Annotated in this window: 15 protein-coding genes; 10 read left to right on the top strand and 5 right to left on the bottom strand. The window is 66.3% G+C overall.

What is annotated here, in order from left to right; genetic code table 11:
* The first annotated feature begins 171 nt into the window (after positions 1-171).
* The 3 genes from XM1_RS09470 to XM1_RS09460 all read left to right on the top strand — a co-directional run bounded on the left by XM1_RS09470 (position 172) and on the right by XM1_RS09460 (position 3,453).
* A complete protein-coding gene (locus XM1_RS09470; protein ID WP_068432959.1) occupies positions 172-852 on the top strand; it encodes a Crp/Fnr family transcriptional regulator in 681 nt (226 codons plus the stop codon).
* Positions 824-1,663, top strand: a complete 840-nt coding sequence (locus XM1_RS09465) for a Crp/Fnr family transcriptional regulator (RefSeq protein WP_068432957.1) — start codon at positions 824-826, stop codon at positions 1,661-1,663. Before XM1_RS09470 ends, XM1_RS09465 begins: the two co-directional genes overlap by 29 nt.
* A gap of 167 nt (positions 1,664-1,830) precedes the next feature.
* Positions 1,831-3,453 carry a nitrite reductase gene (locus XM1_RS09460; RefSeq protein ID WP_068432955.1) on the top strand — a complete coding sequence of 541 codons (1,623 nt, stop codon included), beginning with the start codon at positions 1,831-1,833 and terminating at the stop codon, positions 3,451-3,453.
* A gap of 454 nt (positions 3,454-3,907) precedes the next feature.
* Here XM1_RS09460 and XM1_RS09455 read toward each other — a convergent pair whose 3' ends face one another.
* Complete coding sequence (locus XM1_RS09455) at positions 3,908-4,678, bottom strand: DsbA family protein (protein WP_068432953.1); 771 nt, start codon at positions 4,676-4,678, stop codon at positions 3,908-3,910.
* Between the two features lie 69 nt (positions 4,679-4,747).
* Positions 4,748-6,118, bottom strand: a complete 1,371-nt coding sequence (locus XM1_RS09450; RefSeq protein ID WP_068432951.1) for a M48 family metalloprotease — start codon at positions 6,116-6,118, stop codon at positions 4,748-4,750.
* Here XM1_RS09450 and XM1_RS09445 point away from each other — a divergent pair.
* Both XM1_RS09445 and XM1_RS09440 read left to right on the top strand, forming a co-directional pair.
* The gene (locus XM1_RS09445) at positions 6,105-7,733 is read left to right on the top strand and encodes a gamma-glutamyltransferase (RefSeq protein WP_068432949.1); all 1,629 of its coding nucleotides are present in this window, start codon (positions 6,105-6,107) and stop codon (positions 7,731-7,733) included. The genes XM1_RS09450 and XM1_RS09445 overlap by 14 nt on opposite strands.
* Positions 7,730-8,884: a pyridoxal phosphate-dependent aminotransferase gene (locus tag XM1_RS09440; RefSeq protein ID WP_068432947.1), complete on the top strand. Its 1,155-nt coding sequence runs from the start codon at positions 7,730-7,732 to the stop codon at positions 8,882-8,884. The genes XM1_RS09445 and XM1_RS09440 overlap by 4 nt, the downstream gene beginning before the upstream one ends.
* A 1-nt stretch (position 8,885) precedes the next feature.
* Here XM1_RS09440 and XM1_RS09435 read toward each other — a convergent pair whose 3' ends face one another.
* The 3 genes from XM1_RS09435 to XM1_RS09425 all read right to left on the bottom strand — a co-directional run bounded on the left by XM1_RS09435 (position 8,886) and on the right by XM1_RS09425 (position 12,986).
* On the bottom strand, positions 8,886-10,514 hold the full coding sequence (locus tag XM1_RS09435) for a flagellar hook-basal body complex protein (protein ID WP_068432945.1): 1,629 nt from the start codon (positions 10,512-10,514) through the stop codon (positions 8,886-8,888).
* A gap of 295 nt (positions 10,515-10,809) precedes the next feature.
* Positions 10,810-11,940, bottom strand: coding sequence for a type III PLP-dependent enzyme (locus XM1_RS09430; protein WP_068432943.1), 1,131 nt, complete (start codon positions 11,938-11,940; stop codon positions 10,810-10,812).
* Positions 11,941-12,443: 503 nt separating this feature from the next.
* Complete coding sequence (locus tag XM1_RS09425) at positions 12,444-12,986, bottom strand: hydrolase (RefSeq protein ID WP_068432941.1); 543 nt, start codon at positions 12,984-12,986, stop codon at positions 12,444-12,446.
* Positions 12,987-13,105: 119 nt separating this feature from the next.
* Here XM1_RS09425 and XM1_RS09420 point away from each other — a divergent pair, with 119 nt between their 5' ends.
* From XM1_RS09420 to XM1_RS09400, 5 genes are all read left to right on the top strand, one after another.
* Positions 13,106-14,809: a DEAD/DEAH box helicase gene (locus XM1_RS09420; protein WP_068432939.1), complete on the top strand. Its 1,704-nt coding sequence runs from the start codon at positions 13,106-13,108 to the stop codon at positions 14,807-14,809.
* Positions 14,810-14,823: 14 nt separating this feature from the next.
* Positions 14,824-15,063 carry an Lrp/AsnC ligand binding domain-containing protein gene (locus XM1_RS09415; protein WP_068432937.1) on the top strand — a complete coding sequence of 80 codons (240 nt, stop codon included), beginning with the start codon at positions 14,824-14,826 and terminating at the stop codon, positions 15,061-15,063.
* Positions 15,064-15,409: 346 nt separating this feature from the next.
* Complete coding sequence (locus XM1_RS09410; protein ID WP_068432935.1) at positions 15,410-15,832, top strand: rubrerythrin family protein; 423 nt, start codon at positions 15,410-15,412, stop codon at positions 15,830-15,832.
* 93 nt (positions 15,833-15,925) lie between these two features.
* A complete protein-coding gene (locus XM1_RS09405) occupies positions 15,926-17,275 on the top strand; it encodes a (Fe-S)-binding protein (RefSeq protein ID WP_068432933.1) in 1,350 nt (449 codons plus the stop codon).
* Complete coding sequence (locus XM1_RS09400; protein WP_068432931.1) at positions 17,272-17,853, top strand: DUF3501 family protein; 582 nt, start codon at positions 17,272-17,274, stop codon at positions 17,851-17,853. The genes XM1_RS09405 and XM1_RS09400 overlap by 4 nt, the downstream gene beginning before the upstream one ends.
* The last annotated feature ends 68 nt before the right edge of the window (positions 17,854-17,921 follow it).

Here is a 17,921-nt window from a genome sequence, read left to right as displayed (position 1 = left end):
GGGCTTCATAAATATTAGAATTACTTAATTAAGTTGAGCCGCCAATGCCGCGGCTCCTTTCCGCCCCGCCGCCCCCTTAACCAAGATCAAGTCGCCCGACTCTATTTAGAGAGATGATAATGAAAGTTCGGGGGCGACATCGGCGAATGCACCCCGGCGGCGGGAGGGACGATGAACTCCGACACCGTGTGCGCGATGAGGCGAAGCCTGCTGTTCTCAGCGGTTCCGGCTGGGGACGCCGCCGTCCTGCTGGACGGCCACGGCACGTTGAGCCTGGACGACGGCGACGTGGTGTTCGCCGAGGGCACGCCCCCCGATTTCCTGTTCCTGGTGCTGTCCGGCGAAGTGCTGATCGACGCCTCGGCCTCGGCGCCGCAATTGCGGCTGTCGGCGGGCGACACGGCCGGCGAGGAGGCGGTGCTGACCAGCACCCCCCACGCCGCCACCGCCCGGGCGGCCGGACCGGTCACCCTGCTGTCCATGCCGGCCGGCACGCTGATGGGCTATCTCGAATCCCATTTCGACGTGGCCATCGCCATGATCTCGGCCATGGCCGGCAACCTGCGCGAACAGGTGCGCGAGATTACCGAGTTGAAGATGCAGTCCACCGCCGAACGCCTGGCCAGCTATCTGCTGGCCCTGGCCGGCGACGCCACCGGCAAGGCGGTGGTGCGGCTGCCCTACGAGAAGCGGCATCTGGCCGATCACCTGGGCATGGACCCGGCGACCCTGTCGCGGGCCTTTGCCAAACTCCGCGACAAGGGTGTGGTGGCCAGCCGCACCGACAAGGTAGAGATCGCCGATGTGGCGACGCTGAGGAATTATGGCGACTGCGCTGCGTTCACCGCCTAGCGGCCCCGAGGAAGCGAAGGCGACGGGCGGCCCCGTGTCGTGCCCGTGCCGACCGTCCTGCGAAGGCCCCACCGCCGATTGCGACCGCACGCTGACCACGCCGCAGCGGGTCTTCAAGGGCTCGCGCAGCGCCCAGGAGGTGGTGGCGGCGCTGCCGCTGTTCGACGGCATCCTGCCCGACGTGCTCAACCGCCTGCTGGCCGATTCGGCCACGGTGGCGCGCCGGCGCAGCACCTTGCTGTTCGGAGCCGGCGACGAGGCCGACTGCTTCTACATCGTGCTCGACGGGGCGGTGAAGCTGTTCGCCCTGGCCCAGGACGGACGGGAAAGCATCGTCGAGATCTTTGGCCCCGGCACCTCGTTCGCCGAGGCCGCCATGCTGTCCACCGGCCGTTTCCCCCTGCATGCCGAGGTGATCGAGGACGCCACCCTGATCCGGGTCGGGCGCCGCGCCTTTCTCTACACCCTTCATTCCGACCACGCCCTGGCCTACCGCATGCTGGCCGCCCTGGCCAAGTGGAACCGCCGCCTGGCCAGCGAGATTTCCGATCTCAAGGGCCTGACCCCCTGGCAGCGCGTGGCCGAGTTCCTCCTTGCCCAGGCGCCGGCCGCCGAGGGGCGGGTCGAGGTACTGCTGCCCTTCAACAAGGAAGTCCTGGCCAGCCGGGTGGGCATCCGCCGCGAAAGCCTGTCGCGCGTGCTGGGCCGGCTGCGCGTGCTGGGAGTCCATACTTCCGGCAATGCCGTCCGGATAGACGATGTAGACCTGTTGCGCCGCGCCTGCTTCGAAGCCGCAGGCGGCCGCGGTTGAGATGCACTGAGGCCTGCTTTCAAGACTTTCCTCGACGGAATTTGACGATAGTCACATCCCAGCCGTCCTTGGAAGGCCATTGTACCCGGACCTTTATTGCTTTGGTCGCCGCCCACGTGAAGGGTCCGGCCACGGTGTAGTTTGACGTATCTAGGGAGGGTTGCCGTATGTGGAAGGGTGTTCGGAACGCATTGTTGCTGACGGCGCTGCCGTTCGCGATGGGTGGTGCCGCGATGGCGCAGGAAGCGACCTTGAGCAAGGAAGCCAAGGATGCCAGCGCGAAGATTTACTTCGAGCGTTGCGCCGGCTGCCACGGCGTGCTGCGCAAGGGCGCCACTGGTAAGAACCTCGAGCCGGCCAACACGACCAAGCTTGGTCAGGCCCGCCTCGAGAAGATTCTGACCAATGGCACCGATGGTGGCATGGTGAACTTCGATGACATCCTGACCAAGGATGAAATCAAGAACATGGCCACCTACATCCAGATGACCCCCGACGTTCCGCCGGAATGGGGCATCAAGGAAATGACTGCGTCCTGGAAGGTCACGGTGAAGCCGGAAGACCGTCCCAAGAAGCAGATGAACAAGGTCAACCTGAAGAACGTCTTCTCGGTGACCCTGCGTGACTCCGGTGAAATCGCCCTCATCGACGGCGACACCAAGAAGATCTGGACCATCATCAAGACCGGCTATGCCGTGCACATCTCGCGCCTGTCCGCTTCGGGCCGCTATGTTTACGTCATCGGCCGCGACGGCAAGCTGGACATGATCGACCTGTGGATGGAGACCCCCGCCGTGGTGGCCACCATCAAGACCGGCATGGACGCCCGTTCGGTGGACACCTCCAAGTTCAAGGGCTTCGAGGACAAGTACGCCGTGGCCGGCACCTACTGGCCGCCGCAATACGTGATCATGGACGGCGCCGACCTGAAGCCGCTCAAGATCGTCTCGACCCGCGGCGTGACCGTCGACGGCGAGTATCATCCCGAGCCGCGCGTGGCCTCGATCGTCTCCTCGATGATCAAGCCCGAGTGGGTCATCAACATCAAGGAAACCGGCCTGATCAAGCTGGTGGATTACTCCGACATCAAGAACCTGAAGGAGACCACCATCGAGTCGGCCAAGTTCCTCCACGACGGTGGTTGGGACGCCTCCAAGCGCTACTTCCTGGTCGCCGCCAACGCCTCCAACAAGGTGGCCGTCGTCGATACCAAGGAAGGCAAGCTGGCCGCCCTGGTTGAAACCAAGTCCAAGCCCCACCCGGGCCGCGGCGCCAACTTCAACCACCCCAAGTTCGGTCCGGTGTGGGCCACTTCGCACCTCGGTGCCGACGTGATCACCCTGATCGGCACGGATCCGGCCAAGAACAAGGCCAATGCCTGGAAGGTCGTCGCCGAGCTGAAGAACCACGGCGCTGGTTCGCTGTTCGTCAAGACCCACCCCAAGTCGAACAACCTGTGGGCTGACGCCCCGCTGATGCCGGAAGCGGCCGCCGCCGAGTCGGTGACCGTGTACGACATCAAGAACCTCGACAAGGGCCCGGAAGTGATCAACATCGCCAAGCTGGCCGAGCTGCCGGAGACCAAGGCGGTGAAGCGCGCGGTGCACGCCGAGTACAACGAGAAGGGTGATGAAGTGTGGTTCTCGATCTGGGCCGGCAAGACCGACCCGTCGGCCATCGTCATCATGGACGACAAGACTCGTAAGCTGAAGGCCGTGATCAAGGATCCCAAGCTGATCACCCCGACCGGCAAGTTCAACGTGTACAACACGCAGCACGATATCTACTAAGACACTTTACTCCACCCTACACACCCCGGGGATCGCAAGGTCCCCGGGGATTTTTTTGTCCCGTCGCCGTCCCGAGCCGAAGCCCAGAACTGTCGGGATCTTGATCATAGGACACCGAGGGGCACGGATGCCGCTTCGCGGCCACAGATGAACGCGAAGACCGAATGCTCCCAGGTCGTCGTCCCGACCACAGAGCCGGGAATCAGGAGCGGCTCTCCCCGCCCCCCGGACCAATCCCGGGGTGACTGCCAAAGAAATGCCATATCCGTGTTGATCCGTGAGCGGCGCATGGCGCCGCATCCGTTTCATCCGTGTCCTGTGGCTCTCTTCCCACCGCTTTGAACTGAGCCTGACAGCAATGGGTCGGACCCGGCCATGACGGCAAGGGGGCGAACAAAAAGCCCCCGGCCTTGCGACCGGGGGCTTTCGCCGTCTTGACCAAAAGGGATAGGGATCAGCCGCCCTGCTTGGCGGCGGAGCGCCGCGCCGCGTCCATCAGCTGCTTCAGGGTCTGCTGGTCGAGCGCGCTGGAGATGATGCGGTCGCCGACGATGAAGGTGGGCGTGCCGCCGATGTCCAGTGACCGGGCCAGGTCGAAATTCTTCTTCAGCTGCTTCTCGATCTCGGCGCCGCCGACATCCTTCTTCAGCTGCTCGACGTTCATGCCCTGCTCGCCGGCGATCTTGTAGATGGCCTTCTCGTCCAGGCGGCCGCGAAACTTCATGAAGGCGCGATGAACGTCGTCGTACTTGGCCTGGCTCTGGGCCTTGGCCACCAGGGCGACGCGGGCGGCCAGCACCGAATCCGGGCCGAGGATCGGGTATTCCTTGACCACCACCTTAACCTTGCCGTCGGCCTTGACCGCTTCCCACAGGGGATCGAAGGCCTGCTTGCAGAAGCCGCAATTGTAATCCATGAACTCGACCACGGTCAGGTCGCCCTTCAGGTTGCCGCCCTGCGGGTCCTCGGGGGCCTTGAAGATCTCGTCCTTGCGGGCTTCAAGCATCTTGTGGGCGTCGGCCTCGGCCTGGGCGCGCATCTTCTCGCGCAGCGCCTCCAGGGCCTCGCCCAGCACCTCGGGATGCTCCATCAGGTAGTCGCGCACCACCTTCTTGACCGCCTCGGTCTGCTTGGGCGTCAACGGCACCTCCTGAGCGGAGGCCGGCAGGGAAGCAAGGGCGAGCCCGGACACCATCAGGGCTGCGGCGAAAGTCTTGGCGATCATTGATGAAACACCCTCAAGAGGCGGAATGGTGGCGGGCATATTGGCCGAACCGACGGCCAGGGGCAAGGGCTACCACCACTTGCGGCCCCGGTCGCGGTCGGCCTTGACCTGGGAGGCGCGTTCCTTGATGTCCTGGATGCGCAGCCATACCGACCCCTGCTTGCCCAGCAGCTGTTCCGCCTTGTTGGCATGGAACTGCGCCTCGGCGAGCTTGCCGGTCAGCATGTAATGTTCGGCCAGGGCGTAGGAGGCCATGCCCTCCTTGCCGTCGCGGCCGAAGGCGATGGCCAGCTGCTGCCAGGCGAACACGTCCTCGGGCTCGAGGTTGACGGCGGCGGTCAGGTTGGTCTGGGCCTCGCCCAGCAAGGCCGGGTCCTCGGACTCGATCAGCACCTGGCCGAGGGAAATGCGCAGCAGGGCACTGTTGGGCAGCAGCTTGACCGCCTTGCGATAGGGCTCCATGGCCTCGGCGCCGCGCCCGTTCTCGAACAGCATCTGGCCCTTCAACTCCCAGAAATAGGGATCGTTGGGCCTGTCCTTCAGCAGCCCGTCGATCAACCCCAGGGCCATGGGGATATCGGGCTTGCGATAGGCGGCGACGGCGCGGGCGTAGCGCGCCACGAGGCTGGTGTCGGATTCCTTGTAGCGCTGGAAGGTGCGGATGGGCGGCTCGATGAAGGCGAACAGCTTGGCCTTCATGCGCTGGTGCATCTCGATCCATTCCGCCGGCCACGGGGTCTTGGCGTAGGGGGAATGCTCCACGGAGTTGCGCACGAAGGCGACGCGGTCGCGGGTCAGCGGGTGGGTGCGCACATAGGGGTCCTGGCGCGACGAGACCAGCGCCTCCTGGTCGCCCAGGATCTCGAAGAACTCGACCAGCCCCTTGCCCGACTGATGCGTGTCGTCGAGGAAGCGCATGGCCATCTGGTCTGCCTGGCTTTCCTGGCTGCGGGAAAAGGCCAGCAGGTTGCGCATGGCCAGCTCGTTGCCGCCCATGGCGCCGGCCATGGCCACGTCACCGCGCCCGGTGGCGGCGCCGGCGGCGGCGGCCAGCAGGGTGGCGATGATCGCCTCGGTCGAGGCGTTGGCCATTGCGTCGTTGCCGCGGATCAGGTGGCCGCCGGCGATGTGGCCGGTTTCGTGCGCCATCACGCCGATCAGCTGGCCGGGATGCTCGGAGCGCACCAGCAGGCCGGTGTGGAAGAAGATGTTCTGCCCCCCCGCCACAAAGGCGTTGAGCGTCGGATCGATGATCAGGTTGATGCGAACCGCCGCCGGATCCAGACCCGCCGCCTGAAAAATTGGCGTCCCGAAAGTCCGGATGGTATTTTCCACCTCCGCGTCACGGATGAACTGCCGTTTGGGCTGCGACTGGGCCAGAGCGGGCGGCATCGAAGCGACCAACAGGAACGTCACCAGAAGGATTATGCGCGTGAGCAAGGAACACTCCTCATCGGTCAATTCGGCACGCGGCCGTAACTCCGCCCTTTCCCTCACCGCCCTTGCGGCGATGCTGGCGCTGACCGCCTGCGGCGATCCGGCGCGCCCGATCGGGCAGATCGGTCACATCACCGGCTTCGGCGGCATGGTCGCCGCCGACGAGCCCCGCGCCGCCGTGCTGGGCCGCGACGTCCTGTCGGCGGGCGGCAACGCCGCCGACGCGGCTACCGCCATCTATTTCACCCTGGCGGTCACCTATCCGTCCACCGCCAGCCTGGGCGGCGGTGGAACCTGCATAGTACATGATAGCGGCAAAAAGAAGACGGAAGTCATCGATTTTCCCGCCATCGCCTCAACCATGTCCGGCCCCCTGCCCTCGGCCGTGCCGGGCAACCCGCGCGGTTTCTTCGCGCTCCACGCCAAGTACGGCAAGCTGCGCTGGGAAAGCCTGCTGGTCGAGCCCGAGCGCCTGGCCCGCAGCGGCGTGCCCGTCTCGCGCGCCCTGGCCAACGATCTGTCGCGCGGGCTTCCCATCATCGGCCGCGATCCCGCGGCCCGCGCCGTCTTCATGCGGCCCGACGGCTCGGTGCTGCGTGAAGGCGAGCTGATGCATCAGCCCCATCTGGCGGCAATGATCTCGACGCTCCGCCACACCACCGGCAATTTCTACGTCGGTCCCCAGGCCCGCGATCTGGTCAAGGCGGTCCAGGCGGCCGGAGGCACCCTGTCGCTGGAGGATCTGCGCGACATCCGTCCCACCTGGCGCGACGCCATCGCCGTCAAGGTAGGCACCGAGACCGCCTGGTTCGCCCCGCCGCCATCCGTCGGCAGCGCCATGTCCGCCCAGATGGTGGCCGCCCTGTGGCCGCGCTGGAGCGAGGCCGACGCGTCCGAGCGCCCGCACCTGCTGGCCGAGACCTCGGCCCGCGCCTTCGCCGAGCGCGGCCGCTGGATGCGGCCCAACGGCTGGAGCGACGAATCCCCGGAGGCCCTGGTGTCGGAAAGCCGTATCGGCGCCATGATGGCCGACTATGCCGCCGACCGTCACCAGCCGACCGACGTCGCCGCCCCTCCCACCGACAGCCAGTCGGGAACCGGATTCGCCGTGCTTGACCGCAACGGCATGGCGGTGGCGTGCAGCGTCACCAGCCACGGCCTGTTCGGCAACGGCCGCATGGCGCCCGGCACCGGCATCATGCTGTCGGGCGTTCCCGGCCTGAACGGCCCGCCGGCCACCGCCGTGATGCTGAGCGCCAACACCCACAACGGCGCCGTCCGCTTCATCGGCGCCGCCTCGGGCGGCGGCACCGCCGCCCCGGCCCTGGTCCAGAGCTTCCTGGCCGCCACCGCCGAGGGCAAGCCGCTGTCCGACGCCCTGGCCCAGCCGCGCCTGGTTCATGCCGGCAAGCCGGACGCCGTCTTCATCGAGACCGGCGCCATCGCGCAGGACCCGGCTCCGCTGGCCAGCCGCGGCCATCAGGTCAGCGCCACCCCCATGCCCAGCCGGGTCGAGGCCATCTTCTGCCCGCTGGGCTTCAAGGACCCCGAAGGCTGCGACATGGCCACCGACCCGCGCGGCTTCGGCCTGGCCAACGTGGCGGGCAAGAAGGAATGAGCTTCAAGGCGGCAAAGCGGGGCGCCATCGCCCCCTTCATCGTCATGGACGTGATGCGGGCGGCCGCCGCGCGCGAAGCCGAAGGGGCGGAAATCATCCATCTGGAGGTGGGCCAGCCCTCGGGCCAGGCCCCGGCCGGGGTGCTTGAGGCCGCGGCCCGCGCCGTCCGGGCCGAACCGCTGGGCTACACCCTGGCCCTGGGGCGCGATTCCTTGCGCGAACGCATCGCCCAGCACTACCAGCGGGCCTATGGCGTCCAGGTGGCGCCCGAGCGCATCTGCGTCACCACCGGTTCGTCGGCGGGCTTCCTGCTGGCCTTCCTGGCCGCCTTCGAGGCCGGCGACCGGGTGGCGGTGGCGGCGCCGGGCTATCCCGCCTACCGCAACATCCTCGAAGCCCTGGGGGTGGAATGCGTGGCAGTGCCGGTGGGCCCTGGCAGCCGTTGGCAGATCACCGCCGAGGTGCTGGCCCGCGTCGAGGGCAAGCTGGACGGCGTGGTGGTGGCCAGCCCGTCCAACCCCACCGGCTCCATGCTGTCGGCCCACGAGGTGGCGGAACTGGCCGCCTGGTGCGAATTGCATCAGGTCCGCCTGATCTCCGACGAGATCTATCACGGCATCACCTATGGACGCGCCGCCGCCACCGCAGCCGGCATGAGCGCCGCCCCCCACGCCATCATCGTCAACAGCTTCTCCAAATACTACGCCATGACCGGCTGGCGGCTGGGCTGGATGGTGCTGCCCGGCGATCTGGCCCGTTCGGTGGAATGCCTGGCCCAGAATCTCTACATCTCGCCGCCCACCCTGTCCCAGGTGGCGGCCGAGGCGGTGTTCGACTGCCTGGACGAGTTGGAGGCCCGCGTCGTCGCCTACCGCGCCAACCGCGACATCCTTCTGGCGGAACTGCCGGGTGCCGGCTTCGACCGTCTGGCCCCGTCCGACGGCGCCTTCTACCTCTATGCCGACGTCTCGGAGCTGACCAACGACAGCCGGGCGTTCTGCGCCCGCATGCTGGCGGAGACCGGGGTGGCCTGCACGCCGGGCGTGGATTTCGATCCGCTGGAGGGGAACAGGACGCTGCGCTTTTCCTATGCCGGCTCGGCCGAACACATGGCCGAGGCGGCGAAACGCCTGAAGGCGTGGCGGAAATAGCCTAGATCAGGTCGCGCACCGACTGCATCATCTCGTCGGCGGTCTTGAAGACGTTGGAATTCACCGAATAGGCCTTTTGCGTCACGATCATCCGGGTGAACTGGTCTTCCAGCGCCACGTTGGAGGTCTCGACCGCCGAGGCGACGATGCTTGCCCCGCTGCCCTGGTCGGTGATGGAGGCCACCGTCATGTCGCCTGCCTGCTCGGTGGCGCGGAACAGGGTTCCGGAGATGGCCTCGAGCTGATCGGCGGCGACGAAGCTGGCCACCGGAATCTGGAAGATCCGCCGGGATTCGCCATTGTCGTAATGGGCCATCACGCTGCCGTCGGTGGCAATCTCCACCTTGTCCATCACGCCGCTGGCATAGCCGTCCTGGTCGATGACCTTGACGCCCAGCTTGTTGTTGGTGTCACCCGAAAACTGGGTGAGCTTCTTCATATCCAGGGTCACCGTGTTCGATCCCGCCCCCGTCGCCGTCCAATCGACGGTGAAGGACGCGGTGGCGGGGGTCAGGATATTGCCCGCGCCGTCGAAGGTGATGGGAATGGAATCGGTGTAGGTCGTCCCGTCGGCGGTAATCGCCGAGACGGCGCCTTCCGCCGCCACCGGCTGGAAACGCATGTACCACTGGCCATTGCCCGAATGCTCGAAGGTCATGGTCAGGTTATGGGAATTGAAGGCGTTATCGTAGATCGCGATGGTCTCGGCGATATTCTCGAAGCTCGGCTTATTGGAATTGAGGTTCAGGCTGGCCGTGGTCTGCAGGGTGGGACCGGCCGACCAGTCGATGGTCAGATCGGCAAAGCCGGTCCCCGACGCCGAGGTGGTCGGCGCGGTGATGGCGCCATTGGCGTCCATGGTCACGGTGACCGGCGAACCGGTGATGGTGCCGACGCTGCCGCTGGCCGGATTGGCGGGCAGGGCGAAGTCCACGCTCCAGGTCTGACCGTCCACCCGCGTCCAGGTCATGGTCATATCTTGGGCCGAACCGAAGCCGTCGGTGATGCTGGTGGTGTCGGTGAAGACCTTGCCCGAGGGAGTCTGGGTGGCGTTGGACGGCAGGTTGGCCACCAATTGAATGTTGGAGGTGGCGAAGCCGTCGCTCTTCTGGCCGATATTGGCGTAGACCGGCGTCAGGCTTCCGGCGGAAACCACCCCCTTGTTGTCGGCGGCCCAGCCCATGAGGAAGTTGCCGTCGACGGTGGTGAAGTAGTTGTTGCCGTTCACCGCCCGCTGGGTGAACTCGCCGGCGCGGGTGTAGAGATTGTCGCTGGTGCCCGAGGGCGCGCCCGTATTGTCCGGCGGCGAGACGATGAAGAAGCCGCGGCCGTTGATGGCCATGTCGCTCCAGACGGTGGACGAGGTGATGGTGCCCGACTTGGTGATCAAGGTGCGGTCCACCGGCCGCACGCCGAAGATGTCCAGCCCGGAGGTGGCGGTGGATTTGTTCGGCGAATTCTGGGTCAGGACCGGCGCCGAATGCGATTCGGACAGCACCGTCTTGAAAAGGGTTTCCTTTTCCTTGTAGCCGGTCGTGTTGACGTTGGCGATGTTCTGCGAGATCGAGCCCATGGCCCAATCCATCGTCTGCATCGCCTGGCTGGCGTTGGTAAAAGCACCCCACAGCATCGTCGCCTCCGTTTACGACGGGCATTGATCCGACTACGGATGTGCAAGGGCGATGCCACTTGCAAGATCGCGTAAAATCAATGCCCTAAGCAAAGGCCGGGCGGCAGGACTTGCCGGAAGCGGGGCGCAAAAAAGCCCGCCCGGCAGATCTTGCCGGGCGGGCTGCGAAGACTGGCCCCGTTCCTCGCCCTGACGGCCAAGCCGTCGGGGCGAGACTAGGCCCAAAGGGCCGCGCAGCTTATGCTGCGGAAGCCAAGCGCGCGGAGGCGCGCGCCCGGCGCCTGAGGGGCCGATATTAGATGAAGTAAGCCTTGAGCGGCTCGAAGCCGTTGAAGTTCACCGCCGAATACGAGGTGGTGTAGGCGCCGGTGGACAGAATGCGCACCTTGTCGCCCACCTTGAGGCTGACCGGCATCTCGTAGCCGGCCTTCTCGTAGAGGATGTCGGCGGAATCGCAGGTGGGGCCGGCCAGCACCACCGGGGCGGTGTCCTCGCCGTCCCGCGTGGTGACGATGCGGTACTTGATGGCTTCGTCCATGGTCTCGGCCAGGCCGCCGAACTTGCCCACGTCGAGATAGACCCAGCGCACGTCGTCGTCATAGCCCTTGCGGCTGATCAGCACCACCTCGGTCTCCAGGATGCCGGCGTCGCCCACCAGGGAACGGCCGGGCTCGATGATCATGGAGGGGATGTTGTTGCCGAAATGGCGGGTCATGGCGTCCATGACGGCGTCGGCATAGCGCTCGATACCGTCCACTTCCTTGCGGTAACGGGCCGGGAAGCCGCCGCCCAGGTTGACCATGCGCAGCTCGATGCCGGCGGCGTCCAGGGCCGAGAACAGCATGGCGGCCTTGCCCACCGCGATGTCCCACTGCTTCAGGTCGGTCTGCTGGCTGCCCACGTGGAAGGACACGCCATAGGGCTCTAGACCCATGTCGCGGGCCTTGATCAAGAGGTCGCGGGCCATGTCGGTCTCGCAGCCGAACTTGCGCGACAGCGGCCATTCGGCGCCGTCGCAGGTCATCAGGATGCGGCAGAACACGCGCGAGCCGGGCGCGGCCTCGGCCAGCTTCTCCAGCTCGGCCTCGGAATCGAAGGCGAACAGGCGCACGCCCTTGGCGTAGGCGTAGGCGATGTCCGACTGCTTCTTGATGGTGTTGCCGAACGAGATGCGCTCGGCCGGCGCGCCGTTGGACAGGCACAGGTCGATTTCGCCCCTGGACGCCACGTCGAAGCGCGAACCCTCGCCCACCAGCATGCGCACGATTTCCGGCGCCGGGTTGGCCTTGACCGCGTAATAGACCTCGGCCAGGGGCAACCAGCGTCGCAGGCCCTGGTAATTGTCGCGCACCACGTCGAGATCGACGACCACGCAAGGGGTAACGGGGCGGACTTCCTCAAGGAAACGGGCAATCTTCGCGGTCATCGCGAATTTCCTCTTCGAACAGGCCGGGCCATTGAAACAGCCCGAAAACTCTCTCTGTTCGGCCCACCGCACTCAAACGGCGGGACGACGGTCATTTGACGGCAATTCGGGAAGCCGTCAGATCCGCCGGGAGGTACTTCGCACGTCGACCCACAGCAAGGCCCAGGCCTGCCGGGGACGGAACCCGTTCGCGAAGAGAGGATTGGAGTTCATCGACAGCGACTGCCGAGCCACCACGTTCATAGCTACTTCCTCCAAGCACCGGGGGCTTTACACCCCGCCTGCACCCAGAAGACGCCTTGGACGTCGTTACTTAAACCCGCTTGGGGCCAGAGGCACGTGCGCTGTACGTCTCACCTGAAGCCGCTATATACGCCGTTTTCAGGCGATGAAAAGGGAAAAATATTTCCGGGAAAAAATTTTCAGGCCGCCTCGGGACTAGGCCATTATATTTCAATGCCCTAGCCCTTGGAATAGCGGAGCGGAACCCAGCCCCTCCACCATCATTTGATCAGGGCGGAAAGCTCCTTGAATTCGGGCGTGCCGGCCACGTGCAGCCACTCGAACAGGACCATCTCGACGGTGGCGATCTCGACGCCGTTGTCGGCCAGGCGCGACATGGCCGCCTGGAAGTTGGCGGGATCGCGCGACGCGCAGGCATCGGCCACCACCACCGGCCGGAAGCCGGCTTCCAGGAGGCCCAGCGCGCTTTGGAGCACGCAGACATGGGATTCGATGCCGGCGATCACCACCTGCTCGCGGCCCGTCTCCCTGAGCCGCGCCAGGATGGCCGGGTCGGCGGCGCAGGAGAAATGCAGCTTCTCCATGACGGCTCCGTCCGGAGCGTGTTCCAGCAATTCCCCGACGGTGGGGCCCAGGCCCTTGGGGTATTGCTCGCTGATCACCACCGGCAAACCCAGGCGGGCGGCGCCGCGCAGCAGCAGCGTGCAGCCGCGGTAGACCCGGCGGGGATCGCTCATCACCGGCGCCAATCCCTGCTGCACGTCGACGATCAGCAGGCTGGAACGTTGGGCATCGATCAGCATGGCGGCGGCTCTCCTTGGGCTCGTCAGCCAGCGTAATACCGCCGCAACGAGCGATACAATGGGGAAACCGTGTTCCGTCATTGACTTAATAACGGGAAACCATAATTATCCGGCCCCACATGACGACCCATCAAGACATCGGCCGCGAAGACGGCCCGGAAACCGCCACGACCACCTTCGAAGACCTCGGCCTCGGGCCCGAGATTTTGAAGGCGCTCGCTGAATCGGGGTACACGCACCCCACTCCCATCCAGGCCCAGGCGATCCCTGTGGTGCTCATGGGCCGCGACGTGCTGGGCTGCGCCCAGACCGGCACCGGCAAGACGGCGTCCTTCACGCTGCCCATGATCGAGATCCTGGCGGCCGGCCGCGCCAAGGCGCGCATGCCCCGCTCGCTGATCCTGGCACCCACCCGGGAACTGGCCGCCCAGGTGGCGGAGAACTTCGACAAGTACGGCAAGCACCACCCGCTCAAGAAGGCCCTGATCATCGGCGGCGAGTCCATGAGCGACCAGGTGGCCCTGCTGGACCGCGGCGTCGACGTGCTGATCGCCACGCCGGGCCGCCTGCTCGACATGTTCGAGCGCGGCCGCATCCTGCTCAACGACGTCAAGGTCCTGGTCATCGACGAAGCCGACCGCATGCTGGACATGGGCTTCATCCCCGACGTGGAAAAGATCGTCGGCCTGCTGCCCAAGATCCGCCAGACCCTGTTCTTCTCGGCCACCATGGGCCCGGAAATCCGCCGCCTGGCCGACGCCTTCCTGATGAACCCCAAGGAGATCACCGTCTCTCGGGGCACCACCGCCACCACCGTGGTGCAGGCCATGGCCGTGGTCGAGGAAATCGACAAGCGCGAGACGTTGCGCCACCTGATCCGCATCGAGAACGTCAAGAACGCCTTCATCTTCTGCAACCGCAAGCGCGACGTCGACGTGCTGTACCGCTCGCTCAAGAAGCACGGCTTCGACGTGGTGCAGCTGCACGGCGACATGGCCCAAAGCGCCCGTGGCGAGACGCTGGAGAAGTTCAAGAAGGGCGAAGCCCGCCTGATGGTCTGCTCCGACGTCGCCGCGCGCGGCATCGACATCTCGGCGGTCAGCCACGTGTTCAACTTCGACGTTCCCATCCACGCCGAGGATTACGTCCACCGCATCGGCCGCACGGGCCGCGCCGGCATGGAAGGCCACGCCTTCACCATTGCCAGCCCCGATGACGGCCGCTTCGTCGGCGCCATCGAGACGCTGATCGGCCAGACCATCCCCCGCATCGAGGTCGAGGGCGTCCCCGCCCTGGAGCTGGACATGACGGCGCGCAAGGGCCGTGGCGGCCGTGGCGCCCCCAAGGACGGCAAGCGCCCCTCGCGCTCTAAGGACGAGGGGCGGGCCAAGGACGAGGGCCGCGACGAGGCCAAGCCCAGGCGCGAGCGCCGTCCCCGCCGGGACGAAGCCCCCGCCCCCGAGGCCGAGCCGGTCGAAGCCGCCCCGGCCGAGATCAGCGAGCAGCCGCGCGAGGAGCGGGCCGAGCGGCCGGAACGCGCCGAGCGCTCACGCGGACGCGGGCGCGACCGCGACCGCGACGAGCCCCGCCGTGACGAATCCCGCCGTGGCGGACGCAACCGGGACGAGGGCCGTCGCGACGAAAGGGGCGGCCGCCGCCGTGGCCGCATCGACGAGCTGGGCATCGGCGAGATGCTGCACCCCGACGGGGTGATCGGCTTCGGCGACCACATGCCCGACTTCATTGCCGCCGCCGTCCCCCTGCCCGTCAAGAGCAGCAAGGCCGGCGCCGACAGCGACGCGGATTCCGAGTCCGAGGACTGAAGGGAGACAGCCCCATGCAGACCATCTTCGTTCAGGTGAAGTGCGAATTGGGGCTGGCCTACCAGGTCGCCGACGGGGCCGTCGACATCGAGCAGGTCTCCGAGGTGCATTCCATCTCGGGCCAGTACGACCTGATGCTGAAATGCTACCTCGACGATTCCGCCGATATCGGCCAGTTCGTGGTGGACACCATCCAGCGCCTGCCCGGGGTCAAGGACACCTTCACCCTGATCGCCTTCAAGGCCTTCTCCTAAGCCGTCGAGCCGTAATCCGCATCACCTCCGCTCTCGCCATGCCCGGACTTGTTCCGGGCATCCACGCGACGGGGTCCCGAGCGGCTTTACGTGGATGGCCGGGTCAAGCCCGGCCATGGCGGATTAAGGCGGCTCTGATTTAACGCACGATGATCCAAAGCCTCGCCGGAGCCACGCCGCCCCCGGGGCGATGTTTTTGCCCGCACCACACTTTAGAAGTATTTTAAAACACCTCCGGGTATCCCACCTCCCTGACTGGGCCCCCGTGTCATGGCCTTCGGCCTGACCTCCGGGCGACCTCCCCGAGGCGATCGGCGATGATCGCGAGGATCAGCAGGAGGATTTCATGGCATCCCTGAATGGCTCCAAAACTTTTGACAATTTGAAGGCGGCCTTCGCCGGCGAAAGCCAGGCCAACCGCCGCTACCTCTATTTCGCCCAGAAGGCCGACGTGGAAGGACACAACGACGTCTCCGCCCTGTTCCGCTCTACCGCCGAGGGCGAGACCGGCCACGCCTTTGGCCACCTGGAATTCCTGGAAGCGGTGGGCGACCCGGCCACCGGCCAGCCCATCGGCCCCACGGACGCCAATCTGAAGGCGGCGGTGGCGGGCGAGACCCACGAATACACCGACATGTATCCCGGCATGGCCCGCACGGCGCGCGACGAGGGCTTCGACGAGATCGCCGACTGGTTCGAAACCCTGGCCAAGGCGGAAAAGTCCCATGCCGGCCGCTTCCAGAAAGCCCTGGACGGCCTGGCGAGCTGACGCCCCCTGCGGGCAGGATGCCCGCGCTCCAAAGACGACGACGTTCCTTGGAGCGCGGCCGTCCCGGCCGCATCACCGTCAGGGAGGACGATCATGCGCGAAGGCAGCCTGGAAGCCCCCACCCGCCACGCCCACGACTGGCGCAATCCCGATTACCTGGACCCGGCCAAGGTGGAGGCCGAGCTGCGCCGCCAGTTCGAGATCTGCCACGGCTGCCGCCGCTGCTTCAACCTGTGCGATTCCTTCCCCCGCCTGTTCGACCTGATCGACGCGGCGGGCGACGCCGAGCTGGCGGGCGTCCCCACCCCGGCGCTCAAACCCGTGGTGGACGCCTGCACGCTCTGCGACATGTGCTTCATGACCAAGTGTCCCTATGTGCCGCCGCACGCATTCGACCTGGACATCCCCCATCTGATGGTGCGCTACCGGGCCATGGAGACGGCACGGGGAAAGACGCCCTTCGTCGCCCGCCAACTGACCAGGACCGACCGCAACGGCCGCCTTGCCGCCCTTGCGCCGGCCTTGGCCAACTGGGCGACCAGGCGCGGCAACCGCCTGACCCGGCCGATCCTCAAATTCGCCGCCGGCATCCATCCCGACGCCGACCTGCCGCTCTATCACGCCGACACCCTGGAGAAGCGGGCCAGGACCGGGGCGCCATCCGTCAACCAATCGGCCCCCGCCTTGGGGCGCAAGGCGGTGATCTTCGCCACCTGCTTCGGCAACTACAACAACCCCGATATCGGCTCGGCCGCCCGCGCCGTGCTGGCCCATAACGGCGTCGCCACCGAGCTGGTCTATCCCGAGTGCTGCGGCATGCCGCAACTGGAGCACGGCGAGATGGACGAGGTGGCGCGCAAGGCCCGCACCATCGCCCGTTCGTTGGGCGAGTGGATCGACAAGGGCTGGGACGTGGTCGCCCTGGTGCCGTCCTGCGCCCTGATGCTGAAGGTGGAATGGCCGCTGATCGAGCCCGGCGACGAGGCAGTGAAGCGGCTGGCCGCCTCCACCTGGGACATCACCGAATACGTGGTCGACATCGCCCGCAAGGAAGGCCTCGCCCCCGGCCTGGCGCCGGTCTCCGACGGCGTGGTGCTGCACCTGTCCTGCCACGCCCGCGCCCAGAACGTCGGGGCCAAGGGGGCCGAGCTGCTGCGCCTGATTCCCGACACGCCGGTCAAGGTGATCGAGCGCTGCTCGGGCCATGGCGGCTCGTGGGGGATCAAGACCGGGAACTTCCCGGTGGCGCTCAAGGTGGGCAAGCCCGCCGCCCGCCAGGCCGCCGACAGCGGCTGCGGCCATCTGGCCGCCGAATGCCCGCTGGCAGGCGCCCATGTGGCCCAGGGCATCGAGGGGATCGATCCCGCTTCGCGCCTCAAATCGTCCCGCCATCCCATCGAGATTTTCGCCGCCGCCTATGGCTTGACGGGAGATTCCCCATGACCGCCATCACACCCACCGACATCCTGCCGCTAGACGCCTATGAAAGGGTCAGGCCCCAGACCCGAAGCGCCATCATCGCCATTAAGCGCGACCGCCGCCTGTCGGTAGGGCCCTATGTCACGGTGTTCTTCGAATGCCGCGACACCATGCTGTATCAGATTCACGAGATGCTGCGCGCCGAGAAGGGCGGCGCGGCCCAGCTGGAGGGCGAGTTGGAGGCCTACAACTCCCTGATCCCCAACGGCCATGAACTGGTGGCCACCCTGATGATCGAGATCGACGACGAAAGACAGCGCCACCGGGCGCTGTCCGTCCTGGGCGGCATCGAGGAGCTGATCGCGCTGGAGGTGGATGGCGAGGCCATCGCCGCCTGCCCCGAATATGACGTCGAACGCACCACCGCCGAGGGCAAGACCTCGGCCGTCCACTTCCTGCATTTTCCCTTTACGCCCCCCCAGATCGAGCGATTCCGCCGCCCCGGCGCCCGGGCGGTGTTCACCGTCGCCCATCCCGCCTATGCCCACATGGCGGTGCTGCCGCCGGCCATGATGGCGGCCTTGGCGAAGGATTTCCGCTAGCCCCCCATCCGGGTGGCATGGCACCTATCCACAAGAATCTTGCGGATCGGTCCGAACGGGTGTTCCTT

The organism is Magnetospirillum sp. XM-1, assembly GCF_001511835.1.
Classification (GTDB): Bacteria; Pseudomonadota; Alphaproteobacteria; order Rhodospirillales; family Magnetospirillaceae; genus Phaeospirillum.
The sequence above is the reverse complement of the archived record's forward strand: the minus strand, read 5'-3'. Positions and strand labels throughout refer to the sequence as shown.